At 28.4% G+C, this 20,626-nt stretch carries 12 protein-coding genes; 7 read left to right on the top strand and 5 right to left on the bottom strand.

Annotated features, from left to right (window positions below; translation table 11 throughout):
• Nucleotides 1-73 precede the first annotated feature (73 nt).
• On the top strand, nt 74-6,838 hold the full coding sequence (locus tag ABDZ60_RS15220) for a hypothetical protein (RefSeq protein WP_343779188.1): 6,765 nt from the start codon (nt 74-76) through the stop codon (nt 6,836-6,838).
• 150 nt (nt 6,839-6,988) lie between these two features.
• Here the strand turns inward: ABDZ60_RS15220 and ABDZ60_RS15215 are convergent, their stop codons facing one another.
• A complete protein-coding gene (locus tag ABDZ60_RS15215) occupies nt 6,989-8,737 on the bottom strand; it encodes an ATP-dependent metallopeptidase FtsH/Yme1/Tma family protein (RefSeq protein WP_343779186.1) in 1,749 nt (582 codons plus the stop codon).
• 222 nt (nt 8,738-8,959) lie between these two features.
• On the opposite strand from ABDZ60_RS15215, the gene ABDZ60_RS15210 reads away from it, so the two are divergent.
• A complete protein-coding gene (locus ABDZ60_RS15210; RefSeq protein WP_047000929.1) occupies nt 8,960-9,403 on the top strand; it encodes a hypothetical protein in 444 nt (147 codons plus the stop codon).
• A 25-nt stretch (nt 9,404-9,428) separates the two neighbouring features.
• Nucleotides 9,429-10,385 carry a YkvA family protein gene (locus tag ABDZ60_RS15205; RefSeq protein WP_343779183.1) on the top strand — a complete coding sequence of 319 codons (957 nt, stop codon included), beginning with the start codon at nt 9,429-9,431 and terminating at the stop codon, nt 10,383-10,385.
• A gap of 124 nt (nt 10,386-10,509) precedes the next feature.
• Here the strand turns inward: ABDZ60_RS15205 and clpP are convergent, their stop codons facing one another.
• Together clpP and ABDZ60_RS15195 are read right to left on the bottom strand one after the other, a co-directional pair.
• Complete coding sequence (clpP, locus tag ABDZ60_RS15200; RefSeq protein ID WP_016206253.1) at nt 10,510-11,094, bottom strand: ATP-dependent Clp endopeptidase proteolytic subunit ClpP; 585 nt, start codon at nt 11,092-11,094, stop codon at nt 10,510-10,512.
• Between the two features lie 37 nt (nt 11,095-11,131).
• Nucleotides 11,132-11,515, bottom strand: a complete 384-nt coding sequence (locus ABDZ60_RS15195) for a helix-turn-helix transcriptional regulator (RefSeq protein ID WP_343779180.1) — start codon at nt 11,513-11,515, stop codon at nt 11,132-11,134.
• A gap of 184 nt (nt 11,516-11,699) precedes the next feature.
• On the opposite strand from ABDZ60_RS15195, the gene ABDZ60_RS15190 reads away from it, so the two are divergent.
• The 3 genes from ABDZ60_RS15190 to ABDZ60_RS15180 all read left to right on the top strand — a co-directional run bounded on the left by ABDZ60_RS15190 (nt 11,700) and on the right by ABDZ60_RS15180 (nt 14,932).
• Nucleotides 11,700-11,873, top strand: coding sequence for a hypothetical protein (locus ABDZ60_RS15190; RefSeq protein WP_016206251.1), 174 nt, complete (start codon nt 11,700-11,702; stop codon nt 11,871-11,873).
• Between the two features lie 479 nt (nt 11,874-12,352).
• Nucleotides 12,353-13,654, top strand: a complete 1,302-nt coding sequence (locus ABDZ60_RS15185) for a helix-turn-helix domain-containing protein (RefSeq protein ID WP_047000931.1) — start codon at nt 12,353-12,355, stop codon at nt 13,652-13,654.
• 18 nt (nt 13,655-13,672) lie between these two features.
• A complete protein-coding gene (locus ABDZ60_RS15180; protein ID WP_047000932.1) occupies nt 13,673-14,932 on the top strand; it encodes a helix-turn-helix domain-containing protein in 1,260 nt (419 codons plus the stop codon).
• A gap of 302 nt (nt 14,933-15,234) precedes the next feature.
• On the opposite strand, the gene ABDZ60_RS15175 is transcribed toward ABDZ60_RS15180, so the two are convergent.
• On the bottom strand, nt 15,235-17,301 hold the full coding sequence (locus tag ABDZ60_RS15175; RefSeq protein ID WP_343779176.1) for a helix-turn-helix domain-containing protein: 2,067 nt from the start codon (nt 17,299-17,301) through the stop codon (nt 15,235-15,237).
• 300 nt (nt 17,302-17,601) lie between these two features.
• On the opposite strand from ABDZ60_RS15175, the gene clpB reads away from it, so the two are divergent.
• Entirely contained in the window at nt 17,602-20,196 is a 2,595-nt protein-coding gene (gene clpB / locus ABDZ60_RS15170) for an ATP-dependent chaperone ClpB (protein ID WP_343779173.1), read from the top strand.
• A 115-nt stretch (nt 20,197-20,311) separates the two neighbouring features.
• Here clpB and ABDZ60_RS15165 read toward each other — a convergent pair whose 3' ends face one another.
• Nucleotides 20,312-20,494: an alpha/beta-type small acid-soluble spore protein gene (locus tag ABDZ60_RS15165; protein ID WP_016206246.1), complete on the bottom strand. Its 183-nt coding sequence runs from the start codon at nt 20,492-20,494 to the stop codon at nt 20,312-20,314.
• Between the last annotated feature and the right edge of the window lie 132 nt (nt 20,495-20,626).

Below are 20,626 nucleotides of genomic sequence, written 5' to 3'. Positions count from 1 at the left end.
CCACAAAGTTAGGAGGGATTTTATAATAATTTTATTTGGTAGTTATAGTTAAAATCAATAAGGGAGGAGAAAAATGAGATTCAACAAAAATTTAAAAGTGCTAATAGCAAAAGTATTATCAGTTGCATTATTTTGTGGATTACTTCCAACTGTAAATACAATAGAAGCTAAGGCAGAAGAAATTGTTAAAGAAATAAATATTGATGGGACTAAGGTAGATGAATATAATAGGTTCAAAGGTTTTGGAACTGTCACATGTAACAACACATCACGCTTATTGTTAGACTATAAAGAAGAAAATCCAGAAAAATATTGGGAAATAATGAATGAATTATTCAATTCAGAAACAGGTGCGGGATTAACTCATATAAAGGTAGAGTTAGGTGCTGATGTAAATTCATCATCAGGAACTGAACCTGCTACTATGAGATATTCAGATGAGCCTGCGAATGTTGTAAGAGGTGCTGGATTTCATTTTGCAGCAGATGCGAAGAAAATTAATCCTAACATAAGTGTAGAAATACTTCGTTGGGGAGAGCCACGATGGACATGGAATTTAGCAGCAAATAAAGATTATGAGGCACGCTATCAATGGTATAAGCAAACAATTGATGCCTTTTATGAAGAATTTGGATATAGAATAGATTATGTTGGAATTTCTCAAAATGAAAGAGCTCAAAATAATGGCAAAAATGAAATAGAATGGCTGAAATATTTTACAGCTGAAATTAAAAAAGAACCTAATTATACTGAGGATTATGAATCAATAAAAATTGTTGCTGCAGATGGTTACAGAGATACTAAAACAATAAGCTCTGTTCTACTAAATAATCCAGATTTAATTGATGAAATAGATGTTATTAGTTGCCATTATGGCTTAACAGGGTCAAATGAACTTACACAATTACAAAATAGATTGGTATCTGAAGGTAAACAGCCAAAAGAAGTATGGATATCAGAAGGAATTGCTCCAATGATTAATGCTAGATATCGTGAAAACATGGAGCCAAATCGTAATGGATTAGGTGGAACTGCAGGGATAGTAGATGTAGTTTCTCGTGTTATGCTTGGATATTCATGGACTGGAGCTGGATCAAATCCTTTAAATGCAGTATCTTTTGATTTTCAACCTTCAGTTGCAGCTTTTTATGAAGGTGCATCATATAATCCTAAACATTTAATATCAGCATTTGATCCTTGGTCAGGATTCTATGAAATAGATGGTGGAATACAAGGAGTTCGACAAGTAATGAACTTTGTTGGACAAGATGATCATGATACTGAAGAGAATGAAAGATGGATGATTCTTAATGAAGCAACATATAATGATGGCTCTTTCTCTGATGGTGGAGTCGGAGTAGATTCATCAACTCATAATTATATGACTATGAAAGATCCTGAAACAGATGATTATACAACTGTTTTTGCAAATAATACATCACAAACTCGTAAATATAAGATAAATGCATCCAATTTAAGTGGAAAAGAAAATGAAAAGGTTTATTTATGGGAAACTAGAGGTCCAGAAAGTGGACAATCATACGATGAAAATTGGATGAAAAATATGGGGGAAATTACACCAGAAGATGGAATTTATACTGTAGAAGTAAAGCCATATTCAATACTTACTATAACCACATTAGATAAAAGTGGAATTAAAGATTTTGAATATCAATCAAATTCAATGACTGAAGAAAAGTTAAAAGAGGATACTATATTACCTCTGCCATATACTGATGATTTTGAGTATGATGAATATGCCTTAGATGAAAAAGGAAGAGATTATGTAGATAGAAGAGGCGGAACTCCACGTTATACTACAGATCAAAATGCTGCATTTGAAGTTGTAAAGGAAGCTACTAAGCAGGCTAAGGCAGGTAGTGCTGAACGTGAAGATATAGAAATTCCAGATGCTGAAGAGCATGGAAATATGCTTCAACAAATGATTACTCATGATAATATAGGAGCTGATTGGGCAGTATGGGGTGGAACAGATGGATATGCATCTTCAAGTAATCCTAACACAACTTTAGGAGATTTTAGATGGACAAATTATAAAGCTTCTTATGATTTCTTATTAGATACACATACAACAGAGATATCTGGCAGAAGTAATTATGCACTAATTGGAGTTAGGCAAGTAAAAGCAGGAGGAACTGACTCACATGCAACATATAATGCACGTGTGTACTCCGATGGTAAATATGAAATTCTTAAATTAGGTAAGGTAGTAAAATTAGGAACTATTGAAAATTTTGATAAGAGTGATTGGCATAATTTAGGTTTTGAGGCGAGAAAAAATATATTTACTTTATATTTAGACAACAAAATAATAGATTCATACACAGATAATGATTCAACAGTAATGGCAGGAAGAATTACTATAGGAACAGGTTTTTATGAAACATTAATAGACAACCTTCGTGTTGATCCAATTGAAGGTTATTCCTATGAATCTGATAAGTATGATAGCGCGCAAGGTAAGGTTTATGAGTCTGAAGAAGCAGCATTAGCAAATAATGATTCAATAAATCCTATAGGATATGTTGGAAATTGGACATTCCAACAATCAGGATATGCGCATTATAATCGTACATTAATGAGAACTGATACTAACTTCCCAGTTTGGAATGGAGTTACAGTTACCCATAAAGATTCTACGACTCAAAGTGGAGTAATAAATAAGGTATATTATCAAGGCAGCTGGGGTTCAAATGATGCAAATGCTTGGGGAAATACTGGAACATCCATGGAAATTCAATTTAAGGGAACAGCTGTTAACCTTTATGGAATAAGGAATCCGAGTAATGGAAAAGGTGAAGTTTATTTAGATGGCAATAAAGTAGCTGATATTGATTATATAAATAATTATGAAATTAATGAGTTGCTTTGGAGTTCTGAAGAATTGACAGATGGAAATCATGTACTAAAAGTAGTATCAAAACAAGGTTATATTAGTTTTTCAAAGGCAGAAATTACAACAACTGATAAGGCTTTATCTACAATTAAGTTAGCTCCTACAAGTATTGTTAAAATAGCTGATGAAGCTCAAGTTGGAAATGCAGAAAATACTGTATATGCAATAAGAAAGAATGGACAAGTATGGGGTAGCCAAACTTCCAATGCTTGGGCTAATTTCAATGATAGTCCTGCTCTTGTTATTAATTTTACAGGTTCTGGAATTGATTATCTTGCAGGTGCTGGTGCACAACAAAAATATAATTTTGAACTTGATGGACAAGATGTAGGTAACTTTGGAGTAAATACAAGTACTGGTGTAATGTACTCTGTAAGAAATTTAGAGCAAAAAGCACATACCTTAAAAGTATCACTAAAAGATAATCAACGTATAGATACTTTTATGGATTATAAGGGTGCAAATGTTTATTATACAGTTGATCCTGATACTGTAAAAACTAGTTCATTTATATTTAACTTTAATGGTACAGGCTTTAACTTATTTGGAAATACACCTGATGCATTATTAGATGTTTATGTAGATAACCAATTAGTAAATGAAAATACAAGAGTGTACAGTAAAGGAGATAGACAAACTTCCTACTATATCCATGGATTAAGTGATAAAGCTCATACTGCAAAAGTAGTAGTAAAAGGTGGAAGCTTTGTATTAGATGGAATAGATGTAATAACAGGAGTTGATTCAGTTAATTATGTAAATACATCAGATTTACAAAAATTATATGATGATAATAAGTCTAAGGAAAAAGAAAAGTACACAAATGAAAGCTGGAGCGTATTTGAAGAAGCATTAACAAATGCTAAGGATGTATTAGAAAATGTAAAACCAGTACAAGAAGAAGTAGATGCTGCAAAAACAAACTTAGAAAATGCAATTAAAGGATTAGTAGAACTTTATACATCTATTACACCAGGGGCTGAGTGGAAAGACGCAGAGGGAAACCTTATAGAAGCTCATGGAGGATCAGTACAAAAATTAAATGAAAAAGAAATTAACTATGATATTGATGGAGATGGGAAATTAGATAAAGATTATTGGTTCTGGTATGGTGAGGATAAAACTAATTCTACAAGACCAGTTGATGGTGTAAAGTGTTATATATCAGAAGATTTATTGAACTGGAAAGATATGGGCACAGTGCTTCCTATGCATAATAATATTTTACCAGTTAAAGCTGTAGAGAATAAATTAGAATTTGATGTAAGCCAACTTAATAAGTTTAAAGAATTAGCAAATTTAACTGAAGCAAATGAAGAGTACACTCAAAAGCAAATTGATGATGCAAAATATTTTGTTAAAGCTTATGTTACAGAGTGGGAAGATGAAGAAAAGGGTATAGCAAAATCTTATGATGAAGATTCTCTTCGTTTAGCCTTTGAACGTCTTTATGGAAGATATAACATTAGTGAACGCCCTAAGATGCTATATAATAAGCAAACTAAAAAATTTGTTATAGCATTTCATTCAGACTCTCCAACATATGATAATGAAACATTAGTAAATTGGGTAAAGAATGGTGCAAGAGCAGAAGATACAAATACTGGATCAAGATATGGACGTGCTGAAATAGGATTTGCTGTTTCAGATACACCATTTGGACCATTTAAACTTGTAAATTCAACTCGTATGAATTGGAAACCAGGATTAAATGATAATCGTAAGGGTGAATCTCGTGACATGACAATGTTTGTAGATTATGGGCATGATGTTAATAATGACGGCGTAGATGATGCTTATGCAATATATTCAAGTGAAATGAATTCTTACATGTATGTGTCACTTTTAAATTCAGAGTATACTGGTCCATCTATTGAAGGTGGAGAAGCTAAGGTTGGTGAAGATTTTAGCTATAGAATGTTACCGGATAAAAGTAGAGAAGCTTCATCAGTATTCTATAATAATGGATACTACTATATGCTGACATCAGGAACCGATGGGTGGAATTCTACAGAAATAGTATATTATCGCTCAAAGAGTATGATTACAGCAGAAGGAGAAACTTGGGAGAAAGTTGGAAATCCATGTATTGGAGTAAGCTTTACTGAAAAGGGGTTTGATTCTCAACCAACTAGTATCATAACTGTAGATTCAGAAAAAGGACAATATATTTATATGGGAGACCGCTGGAAAACTAGTAGTAATGGATCAGCAGGACCAAATTCAAGATATGTATGGTTACCTATTCAAGTTAAGAATGATAACACAATAGCTATAGAATATTATGATAATTGGAATCCTAATAATGAAATTCTTTATACTCCATTAACTACTTCAGATAAAATTGAGGTAGATGCAAAAGCTGGTGAAAGTATTGAAAAAGTTTTAGAAAGATTCCCTAAAACTACAAATATAAAAGCTGGAGATAAAGAATTTACAAATATAAATATAAAATGGCAGGAATCTCAAATAACCTCTGCACTATTGAAACAAGGAGAATATAAAATCACAGGATCATTAGAAGCAGCCGAAGATAATGGGTATGTAAATGGCAGGGTAATTACTGTTAACCTTATTGTAAGAGAAGGTCAAATAGTTGATTTAGGATATCAAGGCGTTGTAATTCAAGGGGGAAATTCCACAAACCTTCCTAAGGCAATAACTATTGATGGAAGTCAATATACAGTAGAGTGGGATAATACCACATTTAACAGTGCATATGAAACAGTAAGCGTAAATGGAATAGCAAAAAATAACGGAGAAGAATCACAGGAAAGGGATATTAAGGCTAAGTTTGAAGTAATACCTAATTACTTAGTGTACTTTATAGATTCAGGAACTGGAACATCTCCAATATATGATGTTATATCTAAAAATACTACTAATTTAATTAATAAGACAAATGATCAAATTTTCAATAATGAAAATGCTTGGGGATATGTTAATAATGAAGTTTCAGTAAAAGCTAGTACAGATATTAATGAAAAATATTCAACAGGATTATATGCTAAGACAGATATTAGCTACAAATTCACACTTTCACCAGGAACTTATACAATAACAGCAGGCTTCAATGAATGGTGGAGTGTAACTAGATCTATGGATCAAGTTATAACTTACAAGAAAAATGAAACTGAAAAAACTGTTAATGGTGAAAGAGTAGATGTATCAAAATCTAAGAATCAGGCAGTTAGTTCAACATCCTTTACAATTGATGAAAATACAGTTGTTACGTACACATTAAAGGCATCATCTGGAAGTCCAGCCCCTATAATTAGTTGGATAGCAATTAATAAGGATGATGGGGTAGAAGTAAATAAGGATGAACTTCTAAAGCTTTATAATGATAATAAGGATAAAGCACAAGGAAATTATACAGAAGAAAGTTGGAATGAATTTATAGCAGCAAGAGATAATGTAAAGGCAGTATTAGAAAATGAAGAAGCAACTCAAGAAGAAGTAAATGCAGCAAAAGCAGAGCTAGAAGAAGCAGTTAAAGCATTAGAAGAAAAAGTAGTTATTATTAATAAAGATGAACTTCAAAAACTTTATAATGATAATAAAGATAAAGCACAAGGAAATTATACAGAAGAAAGTTGGAATGCATTTATAGCAGTAAGAGATAATGTAAAGGCAGTATTAGAAAATGAAGAAGCAACTCAAGAAGAAGTAGATGCAGCAAAAGCAGAGTTAGAAGAAGCCCTTAAAGCTTTAAAAGAAAAAGATAAAAGTAGTAATAATTCTGGAAATAATAATGGAGATAACGGAACAAATAATGAGGGCTCAGTTGAAGTTGACTTACCAGAAACAGGAGGAACTAACCCTACAGTATGGCTATTGGTATCATCTATGTTAGTAATTATAGGCTCAATTTTCACAAGAAAAAATAAATTACAAACAAAACATGAAAATGGTAAATAAGGCCTTACGGAGATTTTATAATTAGAAGGACTCTAAGTATTTTATGTAATTAAGATTTTTATTTACTAAGTATTGCTAAAATTTTAGAGCAAAAGAAGGCAATAGATAGATCATATAAAATTAACTATCTACTGCCTTTTATTTTATTATTTAAATTTTTTCATTAAATATATCATATATCTCTTTTTCATCTAGAGTTTCTTCTTCTATAAGTTTTTCAGCTATTTGTGTTAGTTTGCCTTTATTTTCAGTAAGTAGATTAACTGTTTCTTTATACAAAGAATTTACAAGTTCCCTACATTCTTCAACTACTGGATTTCCATAACTGTTTGAAAGAGAACCTAAGCTTGATAGTTTTAGTAATCCTAAAGTTTTTCCCATACCGTATTCTGCAATCATAGACATCGAAATTTCAGTTGCTTGACTTAAGTCACCTTGAGCTCCTGTAGAAATTTTATCTTGGCCAAATATAATTTCTTCTGCAGCTCGCCCACCAAAAAGAACCATAATTCTATTTTTTAAATAATCTAATCTTTGGTAAGAGCTATCTTTTGGTATAGTTAATGTATAACCTCCAGCACCTTTAGTGGTTGGAATAATAGTTATTTTAGACACTTTATCCTGTGGTGTTTTTAATAATGAAATAAGAGCATGTCCAGCTTCATGATATGAAGTTAATAATTTATCTTCTTCAAGATAGTGACCTCTTTCTTTTTTCTCATAGCCAGCAAGAACAATAGAATATGCTTTATTTATATGCTCTTGAGTTAATAAACTAGAATTTTCCTTAGCAGCTATTATTGCAGCTTCATTAATTAAATTCTCTAATTTAGCACCAGAGAAATAAGCTGTTTTTTTAGCTATATCCTTTAAATCTAGATTATAGTGAGGTTTATTTTCTAAATGCAATGATATTATTTTTTCTCTTGCGCTTATATCAGGTAATGAAACTTCTATATGTCTATCAAATCTACCAGGCCTAAGCAATGCTGAATCAAGAGTATCTAACCTGTTAGTTGCGGCAATTACAACTATACCTTCTTTCTCACCAAAACCAGACATTTCAGTTAATAGTGCGTTTAAGGTTTGATCTCTTTCATCATTTCCACTAGAGGCACTTGATCCACCTCTTTTTTTACCTATAGCATCTATTTCATCTATAAAGATAACTGCTTTACCTTGAGATTTCGCCTTTTTAAATAAGTTTCTTATCCTAGCAGCCCCAACCCCTACATAAACTTGTACAAAGTCTGATCCACTTAATGCATAGAATGGAACTTTTGCTTCTCCAGCAACAGCTTTAGCAAGGAGTGTTTTTCCAGTACCTGGAGAACCATAAAGAATAACCCCTTTAGGCATTCTAGCACCATAGTCTTTATATTTTTGAGGATTTTTAAGAAAATCAACTATATCCATTAAACTCTCTTTCGCTTCTTCGTTTCCAGCTACAGAATTAAAATTTAATGCATCATTATCTTCTGAAAAATCTTTAACATCTAAATTAGTAATACTAGAAGTACCAAGCTTTCTTTTGTTAATAAATATAAAAACTGCTGAAATAATTGATACTAAAAGAATACTAGAAGCTATTGTTTTAGGAGGATTAAAAGTATTTGTATCTAATACCTCAATATCGTTTTTCAATAAATCCTCTTTTAAGTTAGGACTATTAGGATTGGTTGTTGAATATTTAGTTCCATCTTTTAAGAGAATAGTCAAATCAGAGCTATTGTTTACAATAACTTTAGAAATATTATTATTAGTTATATCTTCTAAAAAATTTGAATATTGTTTATTATAATTGGCTTTAGACCCAAAACTTATATAGGCTAAAGCAATTACGGAGAATATAGCAGTTGCTATTGGTATCCAAATAATATTTTTCTTTAATTTGTTCATCATTACCTCCTAAGTATAGGATGAATATTAAGAACATTGTAACATTTTTAAATATTTAGTCTACTTAAAATCATATATTTTTCCAATGTAAGTATTGGTACCTTTGTAAAATTTAAAAGATATCTTTTAAATTTTATATAAATGCATTATACTTTAAGTAAAATAACTGACTAATTAGACTAATATCTTTATTAAGTAATATAGCAAGGAGAGATTTTAATAATGCTTAACTCAACTGTATTAACAGAAGAAGATATTATTGAAGTAGTAAATCTAAAAGGAAGGGAAAAGGGGATAGAGGTAACCCATATAGAAATAACTAATGGAATAAGATTTTTAGGCAAAGTAAAATCAAAGCTAAATAGTAATTTTAAAGGGATATTGTATATAAAAAAGTTTTTTAATAATAAAATAGTTTTAGAAATAGAAGATTTTAATATAACTAGTTTTGGTATACTTAAAGGGTCTAGTAATATTGTTTTAAAAGCTATAGTGAAAATGATAGGAGAAGATTATATAACTATAAGAGGAAATTATATAACTATAGATTTAGAAAAAATAAATGATGATAGTATTTTTTATAATATACCAATAAATGATGTATTTATTAAAGATAAATCTTTATATATAATAGGGACAAACTTGAGTATGTATTTGCATGCATAAATAACTTGGATAATAGGAGGTAATTATGAATATATCAGGGGTTAAGGTTTCATTAACTGGAGAAGACTTATTAAGTATAATAAATGATTTTGTAAAGGTAGATGGATTAAAATTATCTAAAATTGATATTGGTGAAGAAATAAAATTGCAAGGAAGCTATGTAAAGGGATTTAAAATAGATTTTATTGCAGGTGTGAAACTTAAGAGAGTAGAGAACGGTATCATACATGGAGAAGTTACATCATTTAAAATAGCAAAAATAAAGGTATTTTCATTGCTAAGAAAAATGGCCTTGAAATACTCCTTAAAAGCAATAGAGGAAAAGGGTATAAAATATCAAGATGGTAAAGTCGTTATAAACCTAAAAAGCATATTATTGGATGTTCCTTATGTTGATTTAGATGTTTCCGATATACATATTACACAAAATATATTAAATGTAGATTTATCTAGGATAAATATATCTTTAGATGGAGCACTAAAAAAGGAAAAAGAAGAAGTTGAGGAAATAGAAGAAATAATTGAAGATATAGATCAGGACATAGTGAAAGTAAAAGATTATTATAGTGATGGAAGAAGTTATTTAGAAAACAAATTGCCTCAAAAGATAAAAACATATAGTGACTATCTATTTATAATACCAGATATGACTGCTTTACTATATAGACTTTTAAAAGATAAAAGGGTTCCAGTAAGAACAAAGTTAGTAATTTCTGGAGCAATTGCATATATAGCTTTTCCAACAGATATAATCCCAGATAATATACCTTTTATAGGAAGAATTGATGAAATTGCAGTAGCATTTTTTGCTTTAGAGAGAATTATATCAGATGTTCCGATAAAAGTAGTTTTAGAAAATTGGGAAGGAAAGAATAATATAGTTTTAATTATAAGAAATTTAATAGAGTATGTTGTTAACTTTACAGGAGCAAGAAATGTTGAAAAAATATATAATTTTTTAGATGAAATAATATCCTTATAATTGATAATTAGTAATGAAGAATGGGTAATTTAGGATATTTTGCTTTGTAAAACTTAAATATAATTGGTGCAATTTTTATCAGTTCACAGCTCACAAGGTACAGTTCACTGTGAACTGAAATACTTTATTTTAACAAAATTTTATCTATTATTCCGTATGACAGTGCTTCTTCAGCAGACATGAAATAATCTCTTTCCATATCTCTTTCTATAGTTTCAATTGATTGACCAGTTTTTTCACTATATATTTTATTTAATTTCCTCTTAGTTCTTAGCAGCCAATCTGTATGAATTTTTATATCTGTAGCTTGACCTTGAAAACCTCCATGAACAGATGGCTGATGTATAAGAATTTCACTATTAGGAAGAGAGTATCTTTTTCCTTTAGTACCTGCTGTAAGTAAAAGTGAACCCATGCTAGCTGCAAATCCTATGCATATTGTAGATATATTTGGTTTTATATACTGCATTGTATCATATATTGCCATTCCAGCAGTAACAGATCCTCCTGGACTATTAATGTAAAAATAAATATCAGCATCAGGGTTATCTGATTCAAGAAAAAGGAGTTGTGAAACAATTATACTTGCAGTTGCATCTGTTACTTGTTCATTTAGCATGATTATTCTATCCTTAAGTAATCTTGAGTAGATGTCATAGGAGCGTTCTCCTAAATTTGTGTGTTCGATAACTACTGGTACATAACTCATTTAAATCACCTCTTTAAAATATTATTTTATAAAAATATTAAGCTGCCATAGAAAGCTGACTTGTAATTTTATTCTTTGAAGTCATTATACTTATGTTGTTTCCATTTCGTCTAAATTCTCTTGGAGATATTCCATATAGTCTTTTAAAGGCCTTTGAAAATACTTCCTGAGAGCTAAACTGATATTTAAATGCTATATCTATAATTTTATCATCTGTATTTAAAAGTTCATTGGCTGATTCCATAAGTCTTCTCCTTCTTATATATTCAGCTACAGGCTCTCCAACCACAGAATGAAAAACTCTATGGAAATGATACTTTGATAAAAAGACATTATCTGCAATGTCTTTAAGCTCTATTTTTTGCATTAGATTAAGTTCTATATATTCAATAGATTTCTTAATACAAGCATCATAATTCATTTCTTATACCTACCTCAATTAATGTTTCTTGTATATTAATTATATTCTAACTTCGTATATAAATCCTGTCTTTTCTTGCTAATTAATAATTGAGGTTTATTTCCATAAATTTCATAGACTAAAGATTACAATATTACTAATAATAAATATATAAAGTCAAATAATATTTATAGAGGTGATATTTATGTCAAAAATGATGAGGAATATGGCAGCTGGTGCTATGATAGGAATGGCAGTAAGTGCAATGGTTTTACCACAGCTAGATAGAAAGGCACAAAGAGGCTTGAGAAGAGCTAGCAAAAGAGCTATGAATATGGCAGGAGACGCATATGATTCAATAATGGGTCATATGAAGTAGAAGAGTAGATTATCTACTCTTTTTTACCCTATAGGAAATTATATTCTAAAAATCAATGGATAAATTGCTTATAAAATATAAGTACTAAAGTTATTTCTATGAGTAAAAAATAGAATAAAGTGTTCGTGCAATATTTTTCTCAGACAAGCTTCAAAAATGCATATGCGCGAAAAAAAACTATGACTCGATAAGCTCGCCTTGGCAATTTTTTTATTTTAATTTCTAAAATAAAACTATAAATTTAGTATATATAATGGTAATATTTTCAGTTTTTTGTAGTGTTTTCGATATAATTAATGATATAATAAATAAAAATGAAAAAATATACTAATTTTGATTATAAAATTTATAATTTGACGAAAAAAATCTAATTTATAGACGAGGTTTATAATAATTACTATTTAAATTTGTTAAATTATGATATAATTGAATAAAAATGAAAAATTATTAATTTATAGTAATGAAAAGGAAGAGTATTGATGGAAATTCTTGCATTAGGGGAAAAGATAAAGAGAAGAAGAAAAGAATTAGATATGACTCTTAAAGATTTAGCTGGAGACAGGATTACTCCTGGCCAAATTAGTTTGGTAGAATCAGGTAGGTCAAATCCTTCTATGGATCTATTAGAATACTTAGCAGGTGCTTTACAAACTTCAGTTGAATATTTAATGGAATCTGAAGAAACACAAGCTGAAAAGATTAGTATTTACTATGAACAAATTGCCGAGTCATATATTTTATCAGGTGATTATATGACTGGAGAGAAATATATAGAGAATGCCTTATATTATGTTGAAAAGTATAATTTAGAATATAGAAAAGCAAAGATACTATATCTAAGAGCCCAAATATATATGGCAAAAGATGAATTAACTTTAGCACAACAATTTTTCTTATCATCAAATGTAATATTCATAAAGAATAATAATTATGAAGAAATTATAAATACTTTTCTTAATCTAGGGAAAATAACTTTAAAGTTGAAAGCTTATCATTCAGCAAGTAGTTATTTGAGACAAGCAGAAAAGGTATACTTAGATAATAATATTGGTGAGGATGCATTACTTGGGGAAATATATTATTATATGGCTCAATCTTATTTTAAAATAGAAAATATAAGTAAAGCTATAGATTATTCATTTTTAGCTAAAAGCAAATTTGAACAAGTTCATAATAGAGAAGAATATGCTAAGACTTTATTATTAATTTCTGAAGAATATAATAAAAAAGGCGATTTAACTAATGCCATTAAATATTCTCAAAAAACATTGGAAGTATATAAAGAATTAGAGGAATTAAATAATGTATCAGAAATTGAGAATAATTTAGGTAAATTATTTTATGAGTTTGAAAATATAGAAGAGTCCTTTAAACATTATGAAATTTCTAAGGAAATAAGGATAAGAAGGAAGGATAATAAAATAATTGAGACCTTAATAAATATATGTGAAAATTATATAAAATTAAAGAATATTCCAAAGTGTGAAGAAATATTAGAGGAAATAAATCTATATATAGAAGAAAATGATATAGAAAAACTAATAGAATTAAAAATCTTATGGTTTAGAATTTATACTATAAAGGAGATGCAAAGAGAAGCAGAGTATACTCTACTTGATAGTTATAATTTAGCGAAGACAAATAGATTACAAAAGCAAGCAGCCCAGCTAGCAATTATGATAGGCAAATTCTATATAGATAATAAAAAGGATTTTGAAGCAGCTAAATATTTAGATGAAGGAGTTAATATTTTTAAGGAAATAGGAATACTTAAAAATTAATTCAAGCGGGGGTTTGAAATGGAAATATTATCAACTGGAGAAAAGATAAAAAGAGCTAGAGTATATAAAGGGATAACTTTAAAAGAATTATGTGGGGATAAAGTATCTATATCAAAAATGAGCTGCATTGAAAATGGTAAAATAAAAGCTGATAAAGAAATCCTAGAATATATATCCGAAAAATTAGGGATTGATTATAGCTATTTAGTAAGAGATGTAAAAGAACAAATAGTTAGTAATCTTGAATTAATAAGAGAAAACTCGATACCAGAAGATGAAATAGATAATGTTATAAATCATAATCTAAACTATGCAATACAATATTCCTATAATGATTTAGCTTTTCAACTTATACATATATTATTTAAATTTTATGTACAAAAAAGTAAGGTTGAAAATATACAATTAATAATATCTCAATATTATGATTTATACCAAAAAAATAATACTCGCGAGAATACAATAATTTACTATATAGATATGGCTACATTTTTTTATAGTATTGAAGAGTATAATGAGGCAATAAATTATTATAGTAGAACACGAGAATTGATAAAAGAAGATACAAAATTTAATGAAGTAAGATATTCATATATTTGTTATAAAGAAGGAAAAACCTATGAAAAATTAGGATTAATAGAGAATACATATTACTCATTAGGAGAATCAATAAAATATATAGATTATATTAATGATAATAAAGACAAAGGATATATATATCATTGCTTTGCAACTGCTTGTATAAAATTAAGGAAAAAAGAGGCAGACAAGTATATAAAATTAGCCTATGAATATCAAAAAGAAGATCCTATGGTTTTAGCATTAGCAAAAGGTAAAAATGGTGAAAGTTATTTTTATGTAGGGGATAAGGATAAAGCCATTAAGGAAATAAAAGAGGGAATAAAGTTATTCCCAGTAGAAAATAAGAAAAATTATGTGAAATTTTTAAATAAATGTATAAGAACTCTTTACAGTAATGAGCAATATGATGATGCTTATGAAATTACTGACGAGGCTTTAAATCTTGCAATTGATACTGATGATATAGTTCTAATAGAAGAAGCATATTACTTAAAAGGAATGATTTTGCAAAAGAAGGGGTCATATCTTCAAGCAGAAATGTATATGAATTTATCTCTGGATTCTCTTTTTAAATTTGCTAACAAAGAAAAAAGATATGAAAGATATTTAGATATGGCTGAAATGTATTATAAACTAGGGGAAGTAAAAGATTCATTAAAATATTTTACTTTAGCAATGAAATTAAATAAGAATTAATAAAAGGTAGTTTTAAAACTACCTTTTTTCTAAATATATCTTTTATATGGATGTAAAATTGCTTTTAATATACTAATTAATGAATATTTAGATGTTATACCAGGCATAAAGAACAAGCCTCTCATTGAAAAATCAACCCTTTCTAAACTTTTAAAGTTTATATTCATATTTAAATTATAGATAATATAAGCAATAAAAGCATTGACTTAAGTAATGATATTTAAGTACATTTAAGTTATTAAAAGCAAATATATATAAATAAAAAAAGTACAAAGAAACCATAATTTGGGTTTCTTTGTACTTTATTTAGTACTTTTTATTAAAATTAGTTTAGCCTCATAACCTCTAAGCTCAGTAATTATGTTTAATATTGTATTTTTTTTGGAATACTTAAAATCTATTTTAGGAAATGAAGCTTTATGAAGTATTTCTTTTTCTTCTTTATTAAGTCTATCAGGAGAACCCATAGATAGCCAATAATTATAAGATGAACCTACTCTCTCACTTATTTCATAAGTTATTATTCTTGAAGATTTTTTTATATTTTCAATATTTAATGAAATTTTTCGCTTATAAATTTTTCTTTTACCTCTTTTATTGAATATATCTTCATAACTTTGCATTTCGTTAAGTTCATCTGTATAAGAGTAAAGTAGTATGCAATATTCATCATCTTTTTTTGTTACTATATATCCATTTTCCATTGCAACTATTTCATTTCCAAGTTTGCTAAGAAGATAATATGCATAATATGATGGTTTTCTTATTCCCATATCATTGACAATACCAGGAGCACCTATAAATACCTCATTTGTTAAACTTATTTCTTTTTCAAGAACATCAAAGGCTTTTAAAAAGTTTAAAGAATTATTATTAAATATAGTATTATGGATTATATATGGAAGCATATAAGCAGTATCATAAATTTTATTTAAGCTTTTATCACAAGTAAATATATCTTCAATTACATCTAAATTATAATCTTCAATAAGAAATTGATGTAATGAATCTTTTACATCTGTTAATATAGCAGGTGTAAATTGAAATTTAAATCTTGAAATATCTATATAATCTATTTCTGAGAAGTATTCAAAGAAACTATTTAAAACTTGCGTATATTTTTCAAATGTGAAATTAGGATTATCTATTAATATAATAGGTTTTAAATCTATATAATCTAAAAATTCTATGACGCTTTTCGCCTTATTCCAATTATAAAAATCAGCTTTGGGGAATACCCCCATATCGCTATTAAACATATTTTCAAGCCTTGCATATTTAAAGTGAAGCTCATCTTGAATTTCTTCTAAAATATCCTTATTATCTTCCAAAAGTAAATCAAAGGCATCATCAAGGTTAATTATGTTACTATAATCTTTTTCAAAAACACTTAATGTTGAATCCATATCTATATGAATTTTCCATAATTTATTTTCGTAGTTGAATCTTTCATAATCCTCAAGTTCATAAGAAAGATATTCAAGTGCATCTTCTAATTTCAAAATTTCAATAGATTTAATGTTTTCAAGTTCTTTATCTGTTAGTTTATTTTTCTTTCTAAATTGCAGAGGAGTACATCCATAGTAATTCTTAAAGTTTTTATTTAAATATCTAACATGAGAAAAACCAACTTCATCAGATATATCTGAAATACTTAAATCACTATCTAATAGAAGCTTAACAGATTCTTCAACTCTAGTTAAATTAACTAAATCAGTGAAACTATATCCAGTTGCATATTTAATTTCATGAGATAAATAGTGAGGACTTAAAAACTCTTTTTTCGCAATTTCTTGTAATGTTATATTGCTATCGTAATTATTAAATATATATTTAGAAATTCTATGATATCTAGCAAGTTGTTCAGTTTTTTCTTTTAATTCTTCTTTTTCATAAGTTAAATAATGAAAGTTATTTATAAGATGATAAAGTAAATCTACTAAAATTGATTCAATTTCTTTATCAAAATCATCAATTTTTTGAACACACTCACACAATAGTTTAGCTAAAAAGGTTCTAAGCAAGTCATATTCTTCACCTTCTTGAGCACCATCATCAGTTGAATTTGTGTAAAAGAAGATATTATTTATATCCTTATAATATTTTTCGAAGAAATAGGGATCTATATGGAATATTAAAACTTTATTATCTTTTTCGCTATATATCCTATGAGCTTCATCAACATTTATAATTTCTAATTCTTTTTCTAGTAATTCAAAAGAGTCTGTATCTATATTAATATTTATGCTTCCCCTTAAGACATATAATATTTCTATTGAATTATGCCAATGTATAGGATATTCTTTTATATTTGCATATGATATTTTAATAGGAGAATCCTCTGGATAGGTTACATACTCTCTTCTCATAAAATCACCACCTTTTATCAATTCACAATTCACAGTTAACGATTAATAATTTTTGTTAGTTCACAATTTTTACAGATAATAATTCAGCAAAGCTAAATTATAAAATTTGAATTTTAGAAACTGCGTAACAGTTTCATCATTAATTGTGAATTGTTAATTTTTAATTGTCAATTTTATTATATTATATACTATAATAAAAAAATACAAAACAAACTTTGACTTTCTTTGACTTTTGTATTATTATAAAAATAAAGAATACAATAAATATATTAAAGTATTGATTGTAGGGAGGCGTGAAACATGAATATTGATAAAATGACATTAAGAGTACAGGAAGCATTGAATAATGCAAGTTTATTAGCAGTTAAATATAATCATCAACAAGTTGAACTAGTACATTTATTTGGAGCTTTATTAGAGCAAGAAGATGGATTGATTCCAAATATATTAACTAAGATGGGAATAAAAACTAAATCCTTAGATGAAGATTTAAATAAGATATTAGAAAAGATGCCAAAGGTTTTGGGTGAAGGGGCTAATTCTTCTGGTGTTTATGCAACTAGGCAAATTGAAGAAGTTTTGGTAAAAGCTGAAGATATATCTAAAAAGTTTGAAGATTCTTATATTAGCGTTGAGCATATAATGCTTGCAATAATTGAAATAGATAAGAATGGTGAGGTAAAAAATTTACTAAATAAATATAATATAAATAAAAAGACTTTTATGGATATTTTAAAGGAAGTCAGAGGAAATCAAAGGGTAGAAACTCAAGATCCAGAAGGAACTTATGATGCATTAAGTAAATATGGAACAAATCTTACAAACCTTGCAAAGAAACATAAACTTGATCCAGTTATAGGCAGAGATGAAGAAATTAGAAGGGTTATAAGAATACTTTCAAGAAGAACAAAAAATAATCCTGTATTAATTGGTGAGCCGGGAGTTGGAAAAACAGCTATAATAGAAGGATTAGCAGAAAGAATAATTAAAGGAGATGTTCCTGAAGGATTAAAGAATAAGGTAATTTTTTCTCTAGATATGGGATCACTTATAGCTGGAGCTAAATATAGAGGGGAATTTGAAGAAAGATTAAAAGCTGTTTTAAAAGAAGTCCAAGGTAGTGAAGGAAGAATAATATTATTTATTGATGAAATTCATACTATAGTGGGAGCTGGTAAGACAGATGGAGCAATGGATGCTGGAAATTTAATAAAACCATTGTTGGCAAGGGGAGAACTTCATTGTATAGGAGCTACAACTTTTGATGAGTATAGGCAATATATAGAAAAAGATAAAGCACTAGAAAGAAGATTTCAACCAGTAATTGTAGAAGAACCTACAGTAGAAGATACTATTTCTATTTTAAGGGGATTAAAAGAAAGATTTGAAATTCATCATGGTGTAAGAATACATGACTCTTCATTAATAGCTGCAGCCAAACTATCTCATAGATATATTCAAGATAGATATCTTCCAGATAAAGCCATAGATTTAATAGATGAAGCCGGGGCTATGATAAGAACAGAAATAGATTCAATTCCAACAGAAATAGACAATATAAGAAGAAAATTATTTCAATTAGAAATAGAAAAAGAAGCATTAACTAAAGAAAGTGATGAGGGATCTAAAAAGAAGTTACAAGCTTTAGAGAAAGATATAGCAGAACTGAAAGCTAATAATGATGAAATGACAGCAAAGTTTGAGAAAGAAAGAGGAGCTATAGTAAATCTTAGAGATTTAAAATCTAAATTAGATGATGCAAGAGGAAATTTAGAAGCAGCTCAAAGAAATTATGATTATAATAAAGCGGCAGAGATACAATATAGTATAATTCCATTATTAGAAGAAGAAATAAAGCAAAAAGAAGTAGAAGTAAAGGAAAATTATGAAGGTGCTCTTTTAAAAGAAGAAGTAACTGAAGAAGAAGTTTCAAAAATACTTTCTAAGTGGACTGGAATACCAGTTACGAATTTATTAGAAGGAGAAAGAGAAAAACTTTTAAGACTAGAAGATGAGATGAAAAACAGAGTAATAGGGCAAGAAGAAGCAATAACAGCTGTTTCAAATGCAATATTAAGAGCGAGAGCTGGATTAAAAGATGTAAATAAGCCAATAGGATCATTTATATTTTTAGGGCCTACAGGAGTAGGTAAGACAGAACTTGCAAAAACTTTAGCTAGAAACTTATTTGATTCTGAAGAAAGTATAATAAGAATTGATATGTCAGAATATATGGAAAAGCATTCTGTATCTAGATTAGTTGGAGCTCCTCCAGGATATGTAGGATATGATGAAGGTGGTCAACTTACTGAAGCTGTAAGAAGAAATCCATATAGTGTAATCTTATTTGATGAAATAGAAAAGGCTCATGAAGATGTATTTAATATATTTTTACAAATATTAGATGATGGTAGATTGACAGATAATAAGGGAAAGACAGTGGATTTTAAAAATACAATAATAATTATGACATCTAATATAGGAAGTAGCTATCTTTTAGAAAATAAAAGTGAAGAAATAGTAGATGATAGTATAAGAACTCAAGTTGAGAATGAAATGAAGTTAAGATTTAAGCCTGAATTTTTAAATAGAGTAGATGATATAATTATGTTTAAACCATTATCAGAAAATGGTATTAAGAAAATAATAGATATATTCCTAAGGGATGTTGTAAATAGACTAAAGGATAAGAATATTACTTTAAAAGTTACTGATTCTGCCAAAACAATGATGGCAAAGGAAGGATACGATCCAGTTTATGGGGCAAGACCATTAAAAAGATATATTCAAAATACACTTGAAAATAATCTAGCAAGAAAGATTATAAAAGGTGAAATTGGCTATGGCTCAAATGTTATTGTAGATATACTAGATGACAAAATAATAATAGAATAATTAACTCTTGTATAAAGCTTAAATCTTATAGTTAAGTTAAGAGCATGAGTTAAAAAATTAAATTTTAATGAAAACAGAAAGAGAAGTAGTAACTACTTCTCTTTCCATTTTTATATTATTTAATTGTAGATTCGTATTGTTGAACCATTCTCTTAACCATTTCTCCACCAACGCTACCGCATTGTTTAGAAGAAAGATTTCCATTATAGTCAGAGAAAGGAACTCCCATTTCATTAGCTACTTCATTTTTGAATTTAGCTAATCCTTGTTTAGCTTCTGGAACTAATTTTGTTGCCATAATAAATTCCTCCTTATAACTTTAAAAGTTTTTTATTGAGTATTTTACAAAGTTTGTTTGACTTTGTACTATTATATTGTGCAAATAAAATCTTTATAAACTATAAAATTTAATACATTAGAGGAAATTTGG

The organism is Clostridium sartagoforme (assembly GCF_039521405.1).
GTDB lineage: Bacteria > Bacillota > Clostridia > Clostridiales > Clostridiaceae > Clostridium > Clostridium sartagoforme.
Note: the sequence above shows the minus strand (reverse complement) of the source record. Positions and strands in the feature narration are given on the sequence as shown.